The organism is Chelatococcus asaccharovorans, assembly GCF_003201475.1.
Lineage (GTDB): Bacteria > Pseudomonadota > Alphaproteobacteria > Rhizobiales > Beijerinckiaceae > Chelatococcus > Chelatococcus asaccharovorans.
In genome coordinates, this window is sequence record NZ_QJJK01000007.1 from 175713 (window position 1) to 190781 (window position 15069).

14 protein-coding genes are annotated in these 15069 nt (G+C 64.0%); 7 read left to right on the forward strand and 7 right to left on the reverse strand.

The genetic code is table 11. The annotated features are described in order from the left end of the window. Positions 1–127 precede the first annotated feature (127 nt). Together C7450_RS17585 and C7450_RS17590 are read right to left on the reverse strand one after the other, a co-directional pair. Positions 128–1243 (reverse strand): glycosyltransferase, encoded by a 1116-nt coding sequence (locus C7450_RS17585; protein ID WP_245449873.1) that lies wholly within the window; start codon positions 1241–1243, stop codon positions 128–130. A 98-nt stretch (positions 1244–1341) separates the two neighbouring features. After that, the gene (locus C7450_RS17590; RefSeq protein WP_110375765.1) at positions 1342–1905 is read right to left on the reverse strand and encodes a polysaccharide biosynthesis/export family protein; all 564 of its coding nucleotides are present in this window, start codon (positions 1903–1905) and stop codon (positions 1342–1344) included. Positions 1906–2082: 177 nt separating this feature from the next. Here C7450_RS17590 and C7450_RS17595 point away from each other — a divergent pair, with 177 nt between their 5' ends. Both C7450_RS17595 and C7450_RS17605 read left to right on the forward strand, forming a co-directional pair. Beyond that, positions 2083–4233 (forward strand): GumC family protein, encoded by a 2151-nt coding sequence (locus C7450_RS17595; protein WP_110375766.1) that lies wholly within the window; start codon positions 2083–2085, stop codon positions 4231–4233. Between the two features lie 285 nt (positions 4234–4518). Further along, the gene (locus C7450_RS17605; protein WP_245449921.1) at positions 4519–4923 is read left to right on the forward strand and encodes a cupin domain-containing protein; all 405 of its coding nucleotides are present in this window, start codon (positions 4519–4521) and stop codon (positions 4921–4923) included. A 72-nt stretch (positions 4924–4995) separates the two neighbouring features. Here the strand turns inward: C7450_RS17605 and C7450_RS17610 are convergent, their stop codons facing one another. Further along, the gene (locus C7450_RS17610; protein WP_170147291.1) at positions 4996–6213 is read right to left on the reverse strand and encodes a GNAT family N-acetyltransferase; all 1218 of its coding nucleotides are present in this window, start codon (positions 6211–6213) and stop codon (positions 4996–4998) included. A gap of 236 nt (positions 6214–6449) precedes the next feature. On the opposite strand from C7450_RS17610, the gene C7450_RS17615 reads away from it, so the two are divergent. Continuing rightward, positions 6450–7505: a polysaccharide deacetylase family protein gene (locus tag C7450_RS17615; RefSeq protein ID WP_110375770.1), complete on the forward strand. Its 1056-nt coding sequence runs from the start codon at positions 6450–6452 to the stop codon at positions 7503–7505. Positions 7506–7515: 10 nt separating this feature from the next. Here C7450_RS17615 and C7450_RS17620 read toward each other — a convergent pair whose 3' ends face one another. Continuing rightward, positions 7516–7731, reverse strand: a complete 216-nt coding sequence (locus tag C7450_RS17620) for a DUF2842 domain-containing protein (protein ID WP_110375984.1) — start codon at positions 7729–7731, stop codon at positions 7516–7518. 161 nt (positions 7732–7892) lie between these two features. On the opposite strand from C7450_RS17620, the gene C7450_RS17625 reads away from it, so the two are divergent. Continuing rightward, positions 7893–8972, forward strand: a complete 1080-nt coding sequence (locus C7450_RS17625) for a COX15/CtaA family protein (protein ID WP_110375771.1) — start codon at positions 7893–7895, stop codon at positions 8970–8972. 294 nt (positions 8973–9266) lie between these two features. Here C7450_RS17625 and C7450_RS17630 read toward each other — a convergent pair whose 3' ends face one another. The 3 genes from C7450_RS17630 to C7450_RS17640 all read right to left on the reverse strand — a co-directional run bounded on the left by C7450_RS17630 (position 9267) and on the right by C7450_RS17640 (position 12462). Then, the gene (locus C7450_RS17630; protein WP_110375772.1) at positions 9267–10559 is read right to left on the reverse strand and encodes an O-acetylhomoserine aminocarboxypropyltransferase/cysteine synthase family protein; all 1293 of its coding nucleotides are present in this window, start codon (positions 10557–10559) and stop codon (positions 9267–9269) included. 10 nt (positions 10560–10569) lie between these two features. Continuing rightward, positions 10570–11859 carry an O-acetylhomoserine aminocarboxypropyltransferase gene (locus C7450_RS17635; protein ID WP_110375773.1) on the reverse strand — a complete coding sequence of 430 codons (1290 nt, stop codon included), beginning with the start codon at positions 11857–11859 and terminating at the stop codon, positions 10570–10572. Between the two features lie 162 nt (positions 11860–12021). Beyond that, positions 12022–12462 (reverse strand): CoA-binding protein, encoded by a 441-nt coding sequence (locus C7450_RS17640; protein ID WP_110375774.1) that lies wholly within the window; start codon positions 12460–12462, stop codon positions 12022–12024. Positions 12463–12938: 476 nt separating this feature from the next. Here C7450_RS17640 and rplM point away from each other — a divergent pair, with 476 nt between their 5' ends. The 3 genes from rplM (at position 12939) to speB (ending at position 14986) form a co-directional block, all read left to right on the forward strand. Continuing rightward, positions 12939–13403 carry a 50S ribosomal protein L13 gene (gene rplM, locus C7450_RS17645; RefSeq protein WP_110375775.1) on the forward strand — a complete coding sequence of 155 codons (465 nt, stop codon included), beginning with the start codon at positions 12939–12941 and terminating at the stop codon, positions 13401–13403. Between the two features lie 2 nt (positions 13404–13405). After that, complete coding sequence (gene rpsI / locus C7450_RS17650; protein ID WP_110375776.1) at positions 13406–13885, forward strand: 30S ribosomal protein S9; 480 nt, start codon at positions 13406–13408, stop codon at positions 13883–13885. A 144-nt stretch (positions 13886–14029) separates the two neighbouring features. Then, positions 14030–14986, forward strand: coding sequence for an agmatinase (gene speB, locus C7450_RS17655; RefSeq protein ID WP_245449875.1), 957 nt, complete (start codon positions 14030–14032; stop codon positions 14984–14986). Positions 14987–15069: the final 83 nt, after the last annotated feature.

A 15069-nucleotide genomic window follows, 5' to 3' on the forward strand; every position in this document is an offset into this window, starting at 1 on the left:
TCTGCCGACCCAAGACCCCGCGCTGGCCGACGAACATAGCCCACCGCGGCACTTGGCGGCGGATCACTGCGGCACATATGCCTAATTGATAAGCGTCACGGAAGCTTTAACGCAATGGTTGATCCCGCTATCGAGCACGGATTTCATCATATCCCAAGAGAATTCCATCGACCATGAGGCTGACTGAAAAAGAGGCATGCACATAGTCGCGCAGCGCTTCGGCGTCCGCGAGCGCGCGATTGGCGTCGCCGAGGGTCTGCGTGATCGCGGCGGCGAGAGCCGGAACGTCGGCGGGGGCGACCAGCCGCGAGGCGGCCGGGCCGAAGATTTCGGGGATGCCGCCCACCCGCGTGGCAATCAGCGGCTGTCCGGCCGCGGCGGCTTCCAGGATGACATAAGGAAGGGATTCCGCGCGGGACGGGACGACCATCGCGCGTGCCTCGGGCAGCACATGGCGGATCGGGGATGGTGGCCGCATGGTCACCGTATCAGAGAGCCCCAGTTTGACGATCTGCGCGCGGAAGGCTGCCTCGTCCGGCCCCGCGCCCACGATGAGAAGGCGCGGGACGGGCTGTCCGCTCGCCCTGAGAAGGGCAATGGCGTCAAGGAGAATATCGATGCCCTTCAAGGTCCTGAGCTCCCCGATGAACAGGAGATCAAAGGCCGGGGACGGGCGGGAGAGCGGGGCGAATTCCGCCTCGGTGAGGCCGTTGTGGACGACCTTCTCCAACTGCCCGGAGGGGCCGAGGTAGCGATGAAACTCTTCGCGGACAAAGCCGCTTTCAAAAATGAAGAGATCGGTGCGGCGCGCGAGATACCGTTCCACGGCCATGTAGAGATGGTGCGCCGGATGCGCGGGGCCGTAGTGAAAGCTGCCACCGTGGGGCGTATAGACGCGCGCGGGGCCGCCAGGCTTGCGGCTGGCGGCGAGCCTGGCGAACAGGCCACCCTTCGCGCCGTGGCCGTGAACAACATCGGGCCGGAGGTGACGGACATGACGGGCAACCGTACGGATCGTCGCGAGATCGCCAACGCCGGGCAGGCGCCCCATTGCGACACGCCTGACGCTCAACGAGAGCGAGGCCTCCAGGGATGCAAGGGCCGCATCGGCGCGCGCACCGCCGGTGGTCGCATCGCAAATGATGCCGACGTCATGGCCGCGCTCGCTTTGTCCGCGTGCAAGATCCATCACATGGCGAAACAGACCGCCGACCGGCGTGCGGAAGACATGCAGGATACGCACGGCGGTTCACTCGCTGTCCGTTGGCAATTGACACCACATCCCCAGGTGGCCTGAGCGGAGATCAGGGCGCGGGGATCGCACGCGACTTTTGTCGGCTCTCAGAACCAGCGTTCCTTGAGCATGATGGTGTCGCCCGGCTGGACGGGATAGGTCAAGGGAACGGTGCCGATAACCACCTTGCCGCCAAGCTGGCGTGTAATCTCCGCTTCATTCTGGTTTGCCCGCGGCGAGAAGCCGCCGGCAATGGCAACGGCCGTCTGCACGGTCATGCCGCTGACGAAGGGATATTGGCCCGAGCTCTGCACTTCGCCCAGAATGAAGAACGGCCGATAGGTCTCGACCTCGACCGTGACGCGCGGCTCCCGCAGATAGCTGCTGCGCAGCTTCTGCTCGATGAGTTTGGCGAGGTCCGTCGTCGTCCTTCCGGTTGCCGGGATCGTGCCGATGAGCGGCATCGTGATGCGACCTTGCGCATCCACCGCGTAGATATTCGAAAGGTTGTCCTGTGAGAATACGATGACGCGAAGCTTGTCGCCCGGCCCGAGCGTATAGGGCTGAGATGGCAGAGCGCGAAAGACCTCAACGGCAGGTTGACGCTGAGCGCAAGCTGTGCACGCGAGACCGATGAGGAGGGCATAAACAAGCGAATGTGTGCGCGCCATGGCTTTGCTACAATGAATGCTACTGCTGCACGGTAGCCTCGCATGGTTAATAAAGAGTCAGCGGGATAGGATCTTACGTCGACCGTTGTTTCCGAACGGCAGGTGGCGCGGTGGCCTTAACTCTACGGCAACCAAGAAGTGATGTTCTTTTGCGGCTAATGATGCGTAGGTGAGCCCATGTCGAAGTTCTTTGGCGCCGGTGCAGCAGACAGGGACGCTGTTTTGCGGCCGGTGGACGATCTTGACGTGGGCCAGATCTGGCGCGCGATCATGGCGCGGCGGCTGTGGATCATCATCCCCACCGTAATGGCCTGCGTCGCTGCGGTCGTCGCCGTCAATCTCATGGCGCCGCGCTACACTGCGGAAACGCGCGTCATCCTTCAGAATGGCGACAACTTCTACACGCGTCCAGGTGGGGCCCAGGAGCTCCAAGGCCAGATCGACAGCGAGGCCGTCCAGAGCCAGGTGCAGTTGATCATGTCACGGGACCTCGCGCGTGAGGCCATCCGCAAACTCGATCTGACGAACAATCCGCTGTTCAATAATCCAGATGCTTCGATCGGGCTGGTGCGCCGCGTCATGAACGCGCTCGGGGTCAGAGGCGAGGCGCCGCGGATCAATCCGGAAGAGCAGGCTCTCGACATCTTTGCCCAGCAACTGCAGGTTTTCCAGGTGGGGAAATCGCGCGTGCTCGCCATCGAATTCACATCGGAGGATTCGGACCTTGCCGCGCGCATCGCCAATACGGTTGCCGAACTCTACATTGCCTTGCAGCAGACCGTAAAACAGGAGGCGGCACGATCCGCCTCCGAATGGCTCGCGAGCAATATCGAGCCGCTGCGCAAGCGCGTCGCCGAGGCTGAAGCGCGTGTCGAGGACTTTCGCGCCAAGACGGGCCTTTTGTTGGGAAGCGGCACGGCCACGCTGCCGACGCAGCAACTCGCCGATCTCTCCGCCCAGCTCGCCGCCTCGCGCACGGCCCAGTCGGATGCACAGGCGAAAGCCAATATGATCCGCAGCATGCTGGGTTCAGGCAATCTTCTGGAGATTCCGGATGTCGCGAACAATGATCTCGTGCGCCGGCTGACGGAACAGCGCATTGCCCTGCGCACACAACTCGCGCTGGAATCGCGCAATCTTCTTCCTGAACATCCCCGCATCAAGGAACTGAACGCCCAGCTTGCCGACCTCGATAGCCAGATTCGCCTGGCGGCAGAACGCGCCGTGCGCGCCTTCGAGAGCGATGCGCGCCTCGCGGGATCGCGGGTGGACAGCCTGGTTGCGGCGATCAACACGCAAAAGCAGGTCGCCGTCGACGCGAACGAGAACGAGGTGAAGCTCAGGGCGCTCGAGCTCGATGCGCGTAGCGAACGTGAGCAACTCGAGGGCTTCCTCGCCAAGTACAGGGAGGCCCAGGTGCGCGACAGCCGCGATGCCGCGCCTGCCGATGCGCGGATCGTGTCCCGTGCGGTCGCGCCGAGTGTGCCCTCCTTCCCGAAGAAGATCCCGATCATCCTCATCGCTACGCTGGCCACCTTCGCTCTGACATTTGTCGGTGTGCTGTCGCTGGAACTGGTTTCCGGGCGGGCGACTGTTGCGCGTGAGGAGGAAAGCTACGGCCCAGTCGCAGCGCCGATGACCCAGGCGACGCAGGAGCCGTTCCTGACCTTGCCCGCCCCCATCGATGCGGAGTTCCGCGACGTCGGGGCGCAGCAGGCCCCCTCGCCGGGATCCCCGCCCGGCAGCTCCGGCACCTTCGATGTCATCCTGTCGAAACTGGCCTTGCCGGAGAACAATGAGCGAGGGCGCCGCTTGTTTGTCGCGGAAGCAACTGTTGCCGCAGGCAACACGGACATGGCGAGGGCTCTGGCGCGCCATCTTTCGCGCAGGGCGCGGGTCGTGCTCATCAACCTCGTTGCGAACAGGGACGCGGATTTCGACGAGCCCGGCCTGACCGATCTTGTCACCGAGCACGCTGGCTTTTCCGACGTGCTGGGGCGCGAGGCGGGCTCGCGCCTGCACGTGATGGCCCATGGCACCCAGCCGTCCGAGGTGCTGGTTCGCGATCCTGACGCCATTGCCCTTTCCCTCTCGGCGCTCGACCAGACGTATGATTGGGTCGTATGCGGCCTGTCGCCGGGGCTGGATCCTGCAATCCTCGGCGCATTCGCGAGCCGCACCGATGGCTCCGTTCTGGTCGCACGCGAGGGCGAGAGCGAGGAGGCCACGTTGAGCGCCTACCAGAACCTGCAGGAACTGGGTGCCCAGAACATCGTGGTCGCCGTGACGCCGGCGGAGGATGATGGTCCGCTACATCGCGCGGCCTGATGGCTCTGCCCTGTATGATGCAAGCCGTGTGATGCAAGCGGTGGCCGCCGCTCGCATGACGGACGTCAGAGGATGTCAGGGTCTCGCGGACCGCTGTTTTGAGCTGCCCGGCGCCGGATGGGAATTTGGCGTGCTCGGATGCCAGGTTCCGGGTTTTTTCAGTAGTCACATGTCCGGAAATGCGCGAGGTTGGCCCGCAAATCTCGACATCAAGCAATAATGAAGGGGGAGAGGGTGAAGTATCTTTCCAGGTTCGCGTCCCGCGGACTGCCCGCACTGGTCGCAGTGGTTCTCGTCTCCGGTTTCGCGCAGGCCTACGACAACAAGCCTCCGGCCATCCAGGGCGTTCTAGTGACCCCGCTCCTGTCGACGACGACCACGGCGAGCGGTCAGCCCATCACCTTGCCCCGGGGCAATGCCGAGGTCATCGTGTCCACCTTCGACATCGCGCCGGGTGCGACACTGCCGGTGCACAAGCATCCCTTTCCCCGCTATGCCTATGTGCTGGCGGGCGATCTGCGCGTGACCAACACCGAAACCAACAAAAGCGACGACTACAAGACCGGCGACTTCATTGTCGAGATGATCGGTCAATGGCACCGGGGGACAAATATCGGCGCAACACCGGTCAAGCTCCTTGTCATCGACCAGGTCGACAAGGGGGCCTCCAACACCATCCTCCACGACTGATGCAGAAGCGAGGATCGGATCCCGCGACGCAGTTCAGCGGACCGGCCTTTGGAGCGGGCCAGTAGGGCCGGGTCACGCCAGCTTCCGGCGCGCGCGCTCCACAAGGGCCAGGACCCACGGCGTCTGCTTCGCCCACCGCTTGACGGTGCGCAACCCGCCATCGGCCAGACCGTAGACATGCCCCTTAGCGCTCACAGGAATGTAGGAGTCAGTCAATTCCTCGATCTTGTCGCAAACGACGAGCTTGTAGGGCGCTTCGCCAACGCCGAGGTCGAATGTCGCGAGGCCGCGCCGGCACTGGGTCTCGATGACATGGGTCAGAAGCAGATCGCCGGGGCTCGACTTGACGACGTCGTCTTCCGTGCAGAACGAATTGAACATGCCGCAGAAGCGCGTGCCGGCACTGGTTCCACCGAAGGTGGCGATGATCCGTTCCCCGACGAAGAGGGCATAGAGCTCGATCGCGGGCTTGCGGCCGTCCGCCGGCGCGCTGCCGCGCTGCAGGAAGGCAACTGCGGCAGGATGCGCAAAGGGGTTGTTGATGTGCTTCTGGCGGAAGCGCAGGCCCTTTTGATCCAGAAAGACATCAAGGACGCGTGAAATCTCCGCGGGATCGACAATCTGCCGGTAATCCAGAACGCCGATTTCCGACAGGCGCCGCTCCTTCTTGCGCATCTTCTTGCGCGTCTCGCCGCCGTGCAGCACATGAGCGGTCTTGTCGGGCGGAAAATCGAGGGCGCGCTTGAAGCCCGGACTGGGGCTCAGATGGCCCCCGAGGCTGACGAAGGGATTGGGCGTGCCCTGCCACTCTGCGGGCTGGTTGGAGAAGGCGAACACATCGATGTTGCCGGCGGCCCGGGCGATCTCGCGCAGGATGGTAAGGCATGTGGTTCTGTCGAAAAGGTGCAGCGCGCCGGCATCGAAGAGCGGCATGTGGAAATTCGCCTGCTTGCCCCCGGGCAATGTCGCGATCGTGGTTGCCTGTTGGCGATGGAGCGAAAGCGGAAGCAGCAGGACAGGCTTGCCCGCCGTATCCTCCACGGTGGCGACGATGAGTGTCTCGTGGTTGGCCGCGCCGAGCGTCTTCGCGTAGGCCATCACCCAGTCGAACATCTGATAGGGCGTGCCGAGCGCGCTTGCGCCGAATTCGCGCCAGAGGCTGGCGACTGCCTCGACGTCGCGGTAAATCCTGACCGGGCCGAGCGTCCGCGCGATGGCCGGTGTGCGGCCGGCCTCGTGGACGGGACGGGTCTTCGTCGTTGCGGATCCTTCGCTCGGTATGTTGCTCATGGCGATTCCATCCTGTGCTGAAGGTCCTTGCACCCCAACCATGCGTGTCATCGGCCGTGCCTCAAGCAACGGCGGCGCCAGCGCGGAGGTACCCCGCGGAGGCGAGCGCCGTCAATTGATGCTTGTGAAAGCGGTTAGCGGAGAAGAAATCAACTTCGCGCGCATGATCCTGCTGTTGCGAAAAGATTGGATCAATCTTTCTCGCGCATTGTGCCTGCGTTACAGGGGAAAGGCTCATGAGTACCCGCTATTCCGTGTTGCGCATGGGATTCGCCGCGATCTCCGCCGCGCGGGCCAATCGTTGGCTGCGCCCCTTCGCGCAAGGGCGAGGCCTGATCCTGATGTTGCACCACGTCCGGCCATGGGTGCCGCGCGATTTTGCGCCCAACGCCATTCTGGAAGTCACGCCGGACTTCCTGGACAAGGCGCTGGGCATTGTCGGACGCAGCCATGACTTCGTCGCCCTGGGCGATATCCCGCGGCGGCTCCGGGAACCCGGCGCGCGTCCGTTCGCGGCGGTGACCTTCGACGACGGTTATCGCGACAATGCGGAATTCGCGTTGCCTGTGCTCCAGCGCCATGGCGTGCCTTGGACAGTGTTTGTCACGCCCGGCTTTGCTGATCGCAGCGCGAGCCTTTGGTGGCTCGAGCTCGAGGAAGCCATCCGGCGCCTCGATCGGCTCGATGTCGAGATCGGCGAGGAGGAGCCCCTGTCGCTCAGCCTGCCGGCGCGGAGTGCGGCCGAGAAGTCAGCCGCCTTCAACCAGCTCTACTGGCAGTTGCGCAAAGGTCCCGAGGAGCGCCTGCGTGCCGTGGTCGCGATGCTCGCGGAGCGCACCGGCGTCGATGGTGCGGCACTCGTCGAAAATCTCTGTCTCGACTGGAACGACTTGCGTGCGCTGTCACGTCAGCCGGGCGTGTCGATCGGCGCCCATACGATGACCCATCCGATGCTGGCCAAGCACGGCCTGGAGATGGTGCGTACGGAGATGCACATGAGCCGGGTCACGATCGAGCGCGAGCTCGGCCGCGGCGTTCGGCATTTCGCCTATCCCGTCGGCGACCCCGAGTCGGCCGGTGAGCGTGAGTTCGACGCGGCGGCCGAGGCGGGGTTCGAACTGGCGGTGACGACCCGGCCGGGTCACATCTTCGCGGAACATCTCCACCATCTGCATGCGCTGCCGCGCGTCTCGCTAAACGGGGCTTTCCAGTCTGCCGCCGCGGTCGAGGCCCTCGCCTCCGGTGTGCCCTTCCTCCTCTGGAACCGCGGGCGCCGGCTCAATATCGCTTGAGCGGCAGGTTTCAGCGGTCGGCGGCGTCCGGGCGCTCCATCCAGCGGATGAGGGGCAGCAGCGGCAGGATCCAGGCGAGACCGACGATCACGTAGAAGGCCATCTGGACGCCGCTCGATGAGGCTTGCACGCGCCCTTGCGCCAGGGCCATGGCCACAAGCGCATAGACGCAGACGAACACCAGCATGAAGACCGTTCCGAGAAATTTGCGCGTGCGCCGGCGCATGACCATCCGTCCTTGAAGGGGCTGCGAGCGAGGGTGCGGCGGCAGGAAGCGTTGTTCCCGCAGCCGGCGCGGACTATGTGTCGGTTGCACGCCGTCCGCAACCCCCACCGAACCGCGCGGGGAGGGTGGTGATGCGGCATGACAGGACGGGTGAGTTATCCATGGCCAGTGTGGCAGAGATCAACGGCACGGTGCGCGGCGCGGATGATGCAACCGACCGGGCGCGCCTGCGGGCCTTGCGCCTGTGGCTGTTCAGCGTCGCCGGGCTTGTCTTCGTGATGATCCTTGTCGGCGGCGCGACACGCTTGACGGATTCGGGCCTCTCCATCACCGAATGGAAGCCGGTGACCGGCGCTCTCCTGCCGTTCAGCGAGGCGGCCTGGCTGGCGGAATTTGAGAAGTACAAGCAGATTCCGCAGTATCAGCTCCTCAATCAGGGCATGAGCCTCGCCGCGTTCAAGCACATCTACCTCTGGGAGTGGGGGCATCGTTTCCTGGGGCGGTTGATCGGCGCCGCCTATCTGCTCCCATTGCTCGTTTTCGTTGCGAAGGGCTGGGTGCGCGGCCGTTTCCTTGCCGTTCTGCTCGGTATCGGCGTGTTGGGCGGCCTGCAGGGCGCCATAGGCTGGATCATGGTGGCCTCCGGCCTCAAGCCGGGCATGACGGCGGTCGCACCGGTGAAGCTGATGGCGCATCTCATGGCCGCCTCGGCGATCTTCGTGGCGCTGATCTGGGTCGCCGTTGGTCTCAAGCTCCGTCCCGTCCAGGCGAGCGAGCGCCGGCTGGCTTTCGGCGCGAGCCTCGTTCTCGCGATCGTTCTCGTGCAGATCGCACTTGGCGCCCTGGTCGCCGGCCTTGATGCGGGGCTCGCCTTCAACACCTGGCCCCTGATGGACGGCGGCTTTGCCCCGCAGCTCGACACGCTGCTACCGATCAAGCCGCTTTGGCTGAATGTCATCGAATCCATCGCGGCGGTGCAGTTCAATCATCGCCTTGGCGCCTATGTGCTTCTGGCTGTCACCTTCTGGCATGTCTACCGGTCTCGCCGGATCGCGCCGGATTCACCGGCGGCGCGGCGGGCTGCAATCCTGGCTATGCTGGTGGTCATCCAGGCGGGCATCGGCATCGTCACCCTCTTGCTCGTCGTGCCGGTCTGGGCCGGCCTGCTGCATCAGGGTTTCGCCATGCTCCTCCTCGGTCATGCGACGGCCCATCGCCGGCTGCTGGTTAAGCCGGCCTGAATCATTTTATGCGCAAGCTTTGCTAAGGCCTTGCGATGATTCGCGGATAAGCAAAGTGTTGTCGATCGCATCCTTCTCCCAAACGGGAGAAGGTTTCCTTCGCATTTAAGGACGTGTGTCCCTCACCCGTGCCTGCGGCACGACCTCTCCCACAAGGGAGAGGTGAACCCTTCTCCGGGTGGCGTTCCTTCTCCCCGGCGGGGAGAAGGGCAGGATGAGGGGGACGACAGTCGCCATCCCCTCATCCGGCACTGCGTGCCGATCTCTCCCCGCCGGGAGAGGTGTAACCGCGCCTTAAGCGGTCGCTGCGAGCGCCTGCTCGAGGTCGGCGATCAGATCCTTGGTATCTTCAAGGCCGATGGACAGGCGGATGACCTCCGGACCGACGCCCGCCTTCGCCTGCAGCTCCGGCCTCATGCTCTTATGCGTCGTCGTCGCCGGGTGGATGGCGAGCGAGCGTGTCTCGCCGATATTGGCGAGATGCGAAAAGAGCTTGAGGTTTTTCAGGAAGCGCCGCGCGCCCGGCTCTCCGTCCTTATGGGCGAAGGTGAAGACGGAGCCCGGCCCGAGCGGGCTGTAGCGGAGCGCGAGCGCGCGGTTGGGATGCCCCTCCAGTCCCGGATAGCTCACCGACGCCACCGCCGGATGTGAGGCGAGATAGTTGGCCACCACATGGGCATTGGCGCAGTGGCGCTTCATGCGCAGGGGAAGCGTCTCGATCCCTGTCAGGATCATAAAGGCGTTGAACGGCGAGAGGCCGGGGCCGAGGTCCCGCAGGCCGTAAAGACGTGAAGCCACGGCAAAGGGGCTCGCCGGGAATTTCTCCGTGAGCACCATGTTGCCGTAGTCCGGCCACGGCTCCGAGATCATCGGGAAGCGACTGTCACCCTTCCAGTCGAACCGGCCGCCGTCGACGATGGCGCCGCCGATCACCTGCCCATGGCCACCGAGGAACTTGGAGGCCGAGTGGAAGACGATGTCGGCGCCGTATTCGAAGGGGCGGATGAGGAAGGGCGTCGCCAGCGTGTTGTCCACGATGAGCGGCAGCTTGTGCTTCTGCGCGATCTTTGCAATCGATTCAATATCAACGACTTCGCCCGAGGGGTTGACGATCGACTCGATGATGATCGCCTTGGTCTTCGGCGTGATGGCCCGCTCGAAATTCTCGGGCCGGTCGGCATCGACGAAGATCGGCTTCACGTCGTTGCGCTTGGCGAGCCTGCCCATCAGGCCCAATGACCCACCGAACAGAATGCTGGCCGCCAGATATTCGTCGCCGCTCTCGAGAAGCGTCATGAGGATGACGAGAAGCGCCGCCTGGCCGGAGCCTATGGCAACGGCGCCCGTGCCGCCTTCGAGCGAGGCGATGCGCCGCTCCAGCGGGGCCGTCGTCGGATTGGAACCGCGCGAATAGGAAAAGCCGGTCTGGCGCATCGCGAAGATATCGGCGGCCATGTCCGGGCCATCGAAGACGAAGCCGTTGGTCAGGAATAGCGGCGTGGCGCGGGCGCCGGTGGCCGGATCGGGGGCCGTGCCGGCCTGGACGGCGCGGGTTGCGAAAGCGAGGGGCTTGTTCTGGTCTGACATGCTGGGTTCCTCAGGCGCTGGCGGCGGCAAGCGCCTGGTCGAGATCGGCGATCAGGTCGTCTTTGTCTTCGATGCCGACGGACAGGCGCACGACGTCCGGTCCGGCCCCCGCGGCGACCTTCTGCGCGTCGGTCAACTGTTTGTGGGTGGTGGATGCAGGGTGGATCACCAGCGAGCGGGTGTCGCCGATATTGGCAAGATGGGAAAAGAGTTTGAGATTGGAGACAAGCTTGATGCCCGCGTCGTAGCCGCCCTTCAGGCCGAAGGTGAAAACAGCGCCGGCGCCGCGCGGCAGGTAACGCTGGGTGAGCGCGTAATAGGGGCTCGTCTCGAGGCCGGCGTAGCCCACCCAGGCGACGGCCGGATGCTGCGACAGATGCTGGGCGACCGCGAGCGCGTTGTCGGAATGCTGCTGCATCCGGAGCGACAAGGTCTCGACGCCGTTGAGAATGAGGAAGGCATTGAAGGGCGACAGCGCCGGCCCGAGATCGCGCAGGCCGAGCACGCGCGTCGCGATGGCAAAGGCGAAATTGCCGAAAGTCTCGCCAAGCACCATCCCGTTATATTCCGGACGCGGCTCGGAAAGGAGCGGATAGCGCTTGTCGCCGACCCAGTTGAACGAGCCGCCATCCACGATCAGGCCGCCGATCGAATTGCCGTGGCCACCGATGAACTTGGTCGCCGAATGGACGACGATGTCGGCGCCGTGCTCGATGGGCCGCCAGAGATAGGGCGTCGCCAGGGTGTTGTCGACGATGAGGGGGAGATTGGCCTTCTTGGCAATCGCCGAGATCGCCGCGATATCGACGATAACGCCGCCCGGATTGGCAATGGATTCAACGAAGATCGCCTTGGTCTTCGGCGAGATGGCCTGCTCGAAGCTCGCCGGGTCGGTGCTGTCTGCCCAGACGACATTCCAGCCGAAGCTCTTGAAGGAGTTGTTGAACTGGTTGATCGAGCCGCCGTAGAGCCGGTTGCCCGCGATGAATTCGTCACCGGGCTGAAGCAAGGCATGAAAGGTCAGGAACTGCGCTGCGTGGCCCGATGCGAGCGCCAGCGCCGCGGTGCCCCCCTCGAGGGCGGCGATGCGTTCCTCGAGCACGGCGTTCGTCGGGTTTCCGATGCGCGTGTAGATATTGCCGAAGGCCTGCAGGCCGAACAACGACGCGGCATGTTCGACATCGTTGAAGACGAAGGATGTCGTCTGATAGATAGGTGTGGCGCGCGCACCCGTGGTGGGATCCGGATGAGCACCGGCGTGGATGGCCAGCGTGTCGAAACCGGGTTCTTTATCAGCCATTGCCATCTCTCCTCAGTGGTGCGGCCGCGCTCACCTTATCTGTCATTTCCTGTTTAACGGCCGTATTGTTCGATAAACCGAACGGACCGGTCGGTCAACGACGAAATCATGGGCGGGGCTGGGTTTTCTGGCCATAGGAATTGCCGCGGCGATTGCCGCCCTTCAGGGATGGCTCCCGCCGAAGAGGCGAGGGCGTTCGATGGCTGGGCAGCGGTTCATGATCACCGTCACCCCCTTGGCCTCCGCGCGCCTCGCGGCGGCGTCATTGCGAACGCCGAGCTGCATCCAGATGACCTTCGGAAGGGCCGGCAGGGCCAGCGCTTCGTCGACCACCGCGCCGGCCGCCTCCGAATTGCGGAAGACATCGACCATGTCGACGGGAACGGGCACATCCGCGAGCGTCGCAAAAACATCGCGCCCGAGGAGCGTCTGCCCGGCGAGGCCCGGATTGACGGGGTAGAGCGCGTAGCCTGCATCGATGAGATAGGCCATGACCCCGTGGCTTGGCCGTGCCGGATTGTTCGACGCGCCGATAAGCGCGATCGTCCTGGTCTCCGTCAGAACGCGGCGGATCAGATCGTCGTCGTAATGGTCATGGGCCATGGGTCACCTCGCTTCACCTTGCCGGCGCGACGGTAACGCAGCCATCGTTTGCCATGAAGCGGAAAGGCATATCCCCTGATGATCCCCGTTGTCGCCGGGGACGCCGCAGCCGTTGTCATCTCGGACAACTCTGCCTCCCGTTGTCACCCCGGGGCCCTGCGGAACAGGGAGCCCGGGATCCATGACCATTGTAGCGCACCATTCGGCACCACCGGTGTTCATGGGTCCCGGACAGCCGCGGCGCGGCTTCCGGGATGACCGGGGCGGGACGGGAGAGGGAAGCGCAAAAAAAGCGGTATTATATTACCATTTATCCTAAGATGATGTTTTTTATTCCTTTTTTGCCAGCCTGCGCCGATTATCGCGCTTGACAGCAGCGCCTGCCCTGATTATGCGATCGTCACTCTCGCGCGGCGGCTTGTCCGTATGCGCTGTGGCAGCGCGGCTTACCGCCGTATCAGTTTCGGAAGACCCTCATGAAGACTTTTTCGGCCAAACCAGCCGACGTCGAGAAGAAGTGGGTGCTCATCGACGCCTCCGGGCTCGTTGTCGGCCGCCTCGCTACGATCGTCGCCCTTCGGCTGCGTGGCAAGCACAAGCCGTCCTTCACGCCGCATGTGGACGATGGTGACAACATCATCATCATCAATGCCGACAAGGTGGTCCTGACCGGCCGCAAGCGCGACCAGAAGGTCTATTACCATCACACGGGCTACCCAGGCGGCATCAAGGAGCGGACTGCGAAGTTCATCCTCGAGGGCCGTTTCCCGGAGCGCATCGTCGAGAAGGCCGTCGAGCGCATGCTCCCGCGCGGGCCGCTTGGCCGCAAGCAACTCGGCAACCTCCGCGTCTACAAGGGCGCGTCCCATCCCCACGAAGCCCAGCAGCCTGTCACTCTCGACGTCGGCGCTATGAACCGTAAGAACGTGAGGAGCGCCTGATCATGGCCGAGACCCTCCAGAGCCTCTCCGAGCTGGGCGAGCGTATTGCGCCGGCCACGCCCGACGCACCTGTGCATGTCCAGAAGCTGGACGCCTACGGCCGTGCTTATGCCACCGGCAAGCGCAAGGACGCCATCGCCCGCGTCTGGATCAAGCCCGGTGCCGGCCAGATCACGATCAACGACCGCCCGATCGACGTGTATTTTGCGCGCCCGGTGCTGCGGATGATCCTGCGTCAGCCGCTCGTCGTCGCCAACCGCGTTGACCAGTACGACATCAATGTCACCGTCCTCGGTGGTGGGCTGTCCGGCCAGGCCGGTGCCGTGCGTCACGGTCTGTCCAAGGCTCTGACCTATTTTGAGCCGGAGCTGCGCTCGGTGCTCAAGAAGGAAGGCTTCCTGACCCGCGACAGCCGCGTGGTCGAGCGCAAGAAGTACGGTCGCGCCAAGGCTCGCCGCTCCTTCCAGTTCTCCAAGCGCTGAGACTGGCCGGCGCCTTTCGGGGCGTCCGTTACCTTGGCTATACGGATATACAGAAAAAGGGCGGCGTCAGCCGCCCTTTTTTCTTGCGCCTGAAGGGATCCAAGGGCTGAACTTCGGAAAAGGTCATTAGACGAGGGAATCACCGTGCCGTCTGACGAGCCACATCCCGGGCCCGCCATCGATAATGCCTTTCTTGGGCCGGTGCGGGGAGGCGCGAGCGATCCCACCTTCGCCGGGGCGCTCTCCTTCATGCGCAGGCGCTACAGCCGCGATCTTGTCGGCATCGATACGGTGATCTGGGGAATTCCCTATGATTGCAGCACGTCGAACAGGCCCGGCACACGGTTTGGTCCGCAGGCGATCCGCCGGGCGTCGGCGACCTTCGACGGCGATCCGCAATTTCCCTCGGGGCTCGACCCCTTCGCCGAATTGAGCGTCGTCGACTGGGGCGACTGTGCCTTTGACTACCGGCGCCTTCAGGACGTGCCTGCGCTTATCGAGAAAGAGGCGACGCATATTCTCGGCCACGGTTGTCACCTCGTCACGCTTGGCGGCGACCATTCCATCACCTTGCCGCTGCTGCGCGCCCATGCGGCCATGCACGGCCCGCTCGCCCTCGTCCAATTCGATGCGCACCAGGACACCTGGAGCGATGATCTCGGGCAGGGCCACGGCAGTTTCGTCACCACCGCCGAGGCCGAAGGCCTCATCGACACGTCACGGTCGATCCAGCTCGGCATCCGCACGGTTGCGCCCGATGACTTCGGCATCGAAATCATCGATGCTTACGAGGGGCGTGAACTCGGCGTGAGAGGCATCATCCAGCGCATCGAGGAAAGGGTCGGCGCGGCACCTGCCTATCTCTCCTTCGACATCGACGCGCTCGATCCCGCCTTCGCACCTGGCACCGGAACACCCGTGGCGGGGGGCTTCAGTTCTGCCGAGGCCTTGATGATCCTCTGGGGGCTGCGCGGGCTCGACTGGCATGGCATGGATGTCGTGGAAGTCTCCCCGCCCTACGACCACGCGGATACGACCGCGCTTGCAGCCGCTGCGATCGTGCAGCATTACCTGCAAATCCTCGCCGAAAAGGATGATTGAGCGGACTTCACCAACCACGTTTTCCCTTGAAGTTTTGGCTGAACGCCGTACATCGACGGAGATGCCGGACGCCGATCGGTGTC

What these genes read in the sequence shown, in the direction of transcription:
- C7450_RS17590 (WP_110375765.1), bottom strand. Translation starts at nt 1,905, where the DNA reads ATGGCGCGCACACATTCGCTTGTTTATGCCCTCCTCATCGGTCTCGCG.
- C7450_RS17595 (WP_110375766.1), top strand. Translation starts at nt 2,083, where the DNA reads ATGTCGAAGTTCTTTGGCGCCGGTGCAGCAGACAGGGACGCTGTTTTG.
- C7450_RS17610 (WP_170147291.1), bottom strand. Translation starts at nt 6,213, where the DNA reads ATGAGCAACATACCGAGCGAAGGATCCGCAACGACGAAGACCCGTCCC.
- C7450_RS17615 (WP_110375770.1), top strand. Translation starts at nt 6,450, where the DNA reads ATGAGTACCCGCTATTCCGTGTTGCGCATGGGATTCGCCGCGATCTCC.
- C7450_RS17620 (WP_110375984.1), bottom strand. Translation starts at nt 7,731, where the DNA reads ATGCGCCGGCGCACGCGCAAATTTCTCGGAACGGTCTTCATGCTGGTG.
- C7450_RS17625 (WP_110375771.1), top strand. Translation starts at nt 7,893, where the DNA reads ATGGCCAGTGTGGCAGAGATCAACGGCACGGTGCGCGGCGCGGATGAT.
- C7450_RS17630 (WP_110375772.1), bottom strand. Translation starts at nt 10,559, where the DNA reads ATGTCAGACCAGAACAAGCCCCTCGCTTTCGCAACCCGCGCCGTCCAG.
- C7450_RS17635 (WP_110375773.1), bottom strand. Translation starts at nt 11,859, where the DNA reads ATGGCTGATAAAGAACCCGGTTTCGACACGCTGGCCATCCACGCCGGT.
- C7450_RS17640 (WP_110375774.1), bottom strand. Translation starts at nt 12,462, where the DNA reads ATGGCCCATGACCATTACGACGACGATCTGATCCGCCGCGTTCTGACG.
- rplM (WP_110375775.1), top strand. Translation starts at nt 12,939, where the DNA reads ATGAAGACTTTTTCGGCCAAACCAGCCGACGTCGAGAAGAAGTGGGTG.
- rpsI (WP_110375776.1), top strand. Translation starts at nt 13,406, where the DNA reads ATGGCCGAGACCCTCCAGAGCCTCTCCGAGCTGGGCGAGCGTATTGCG.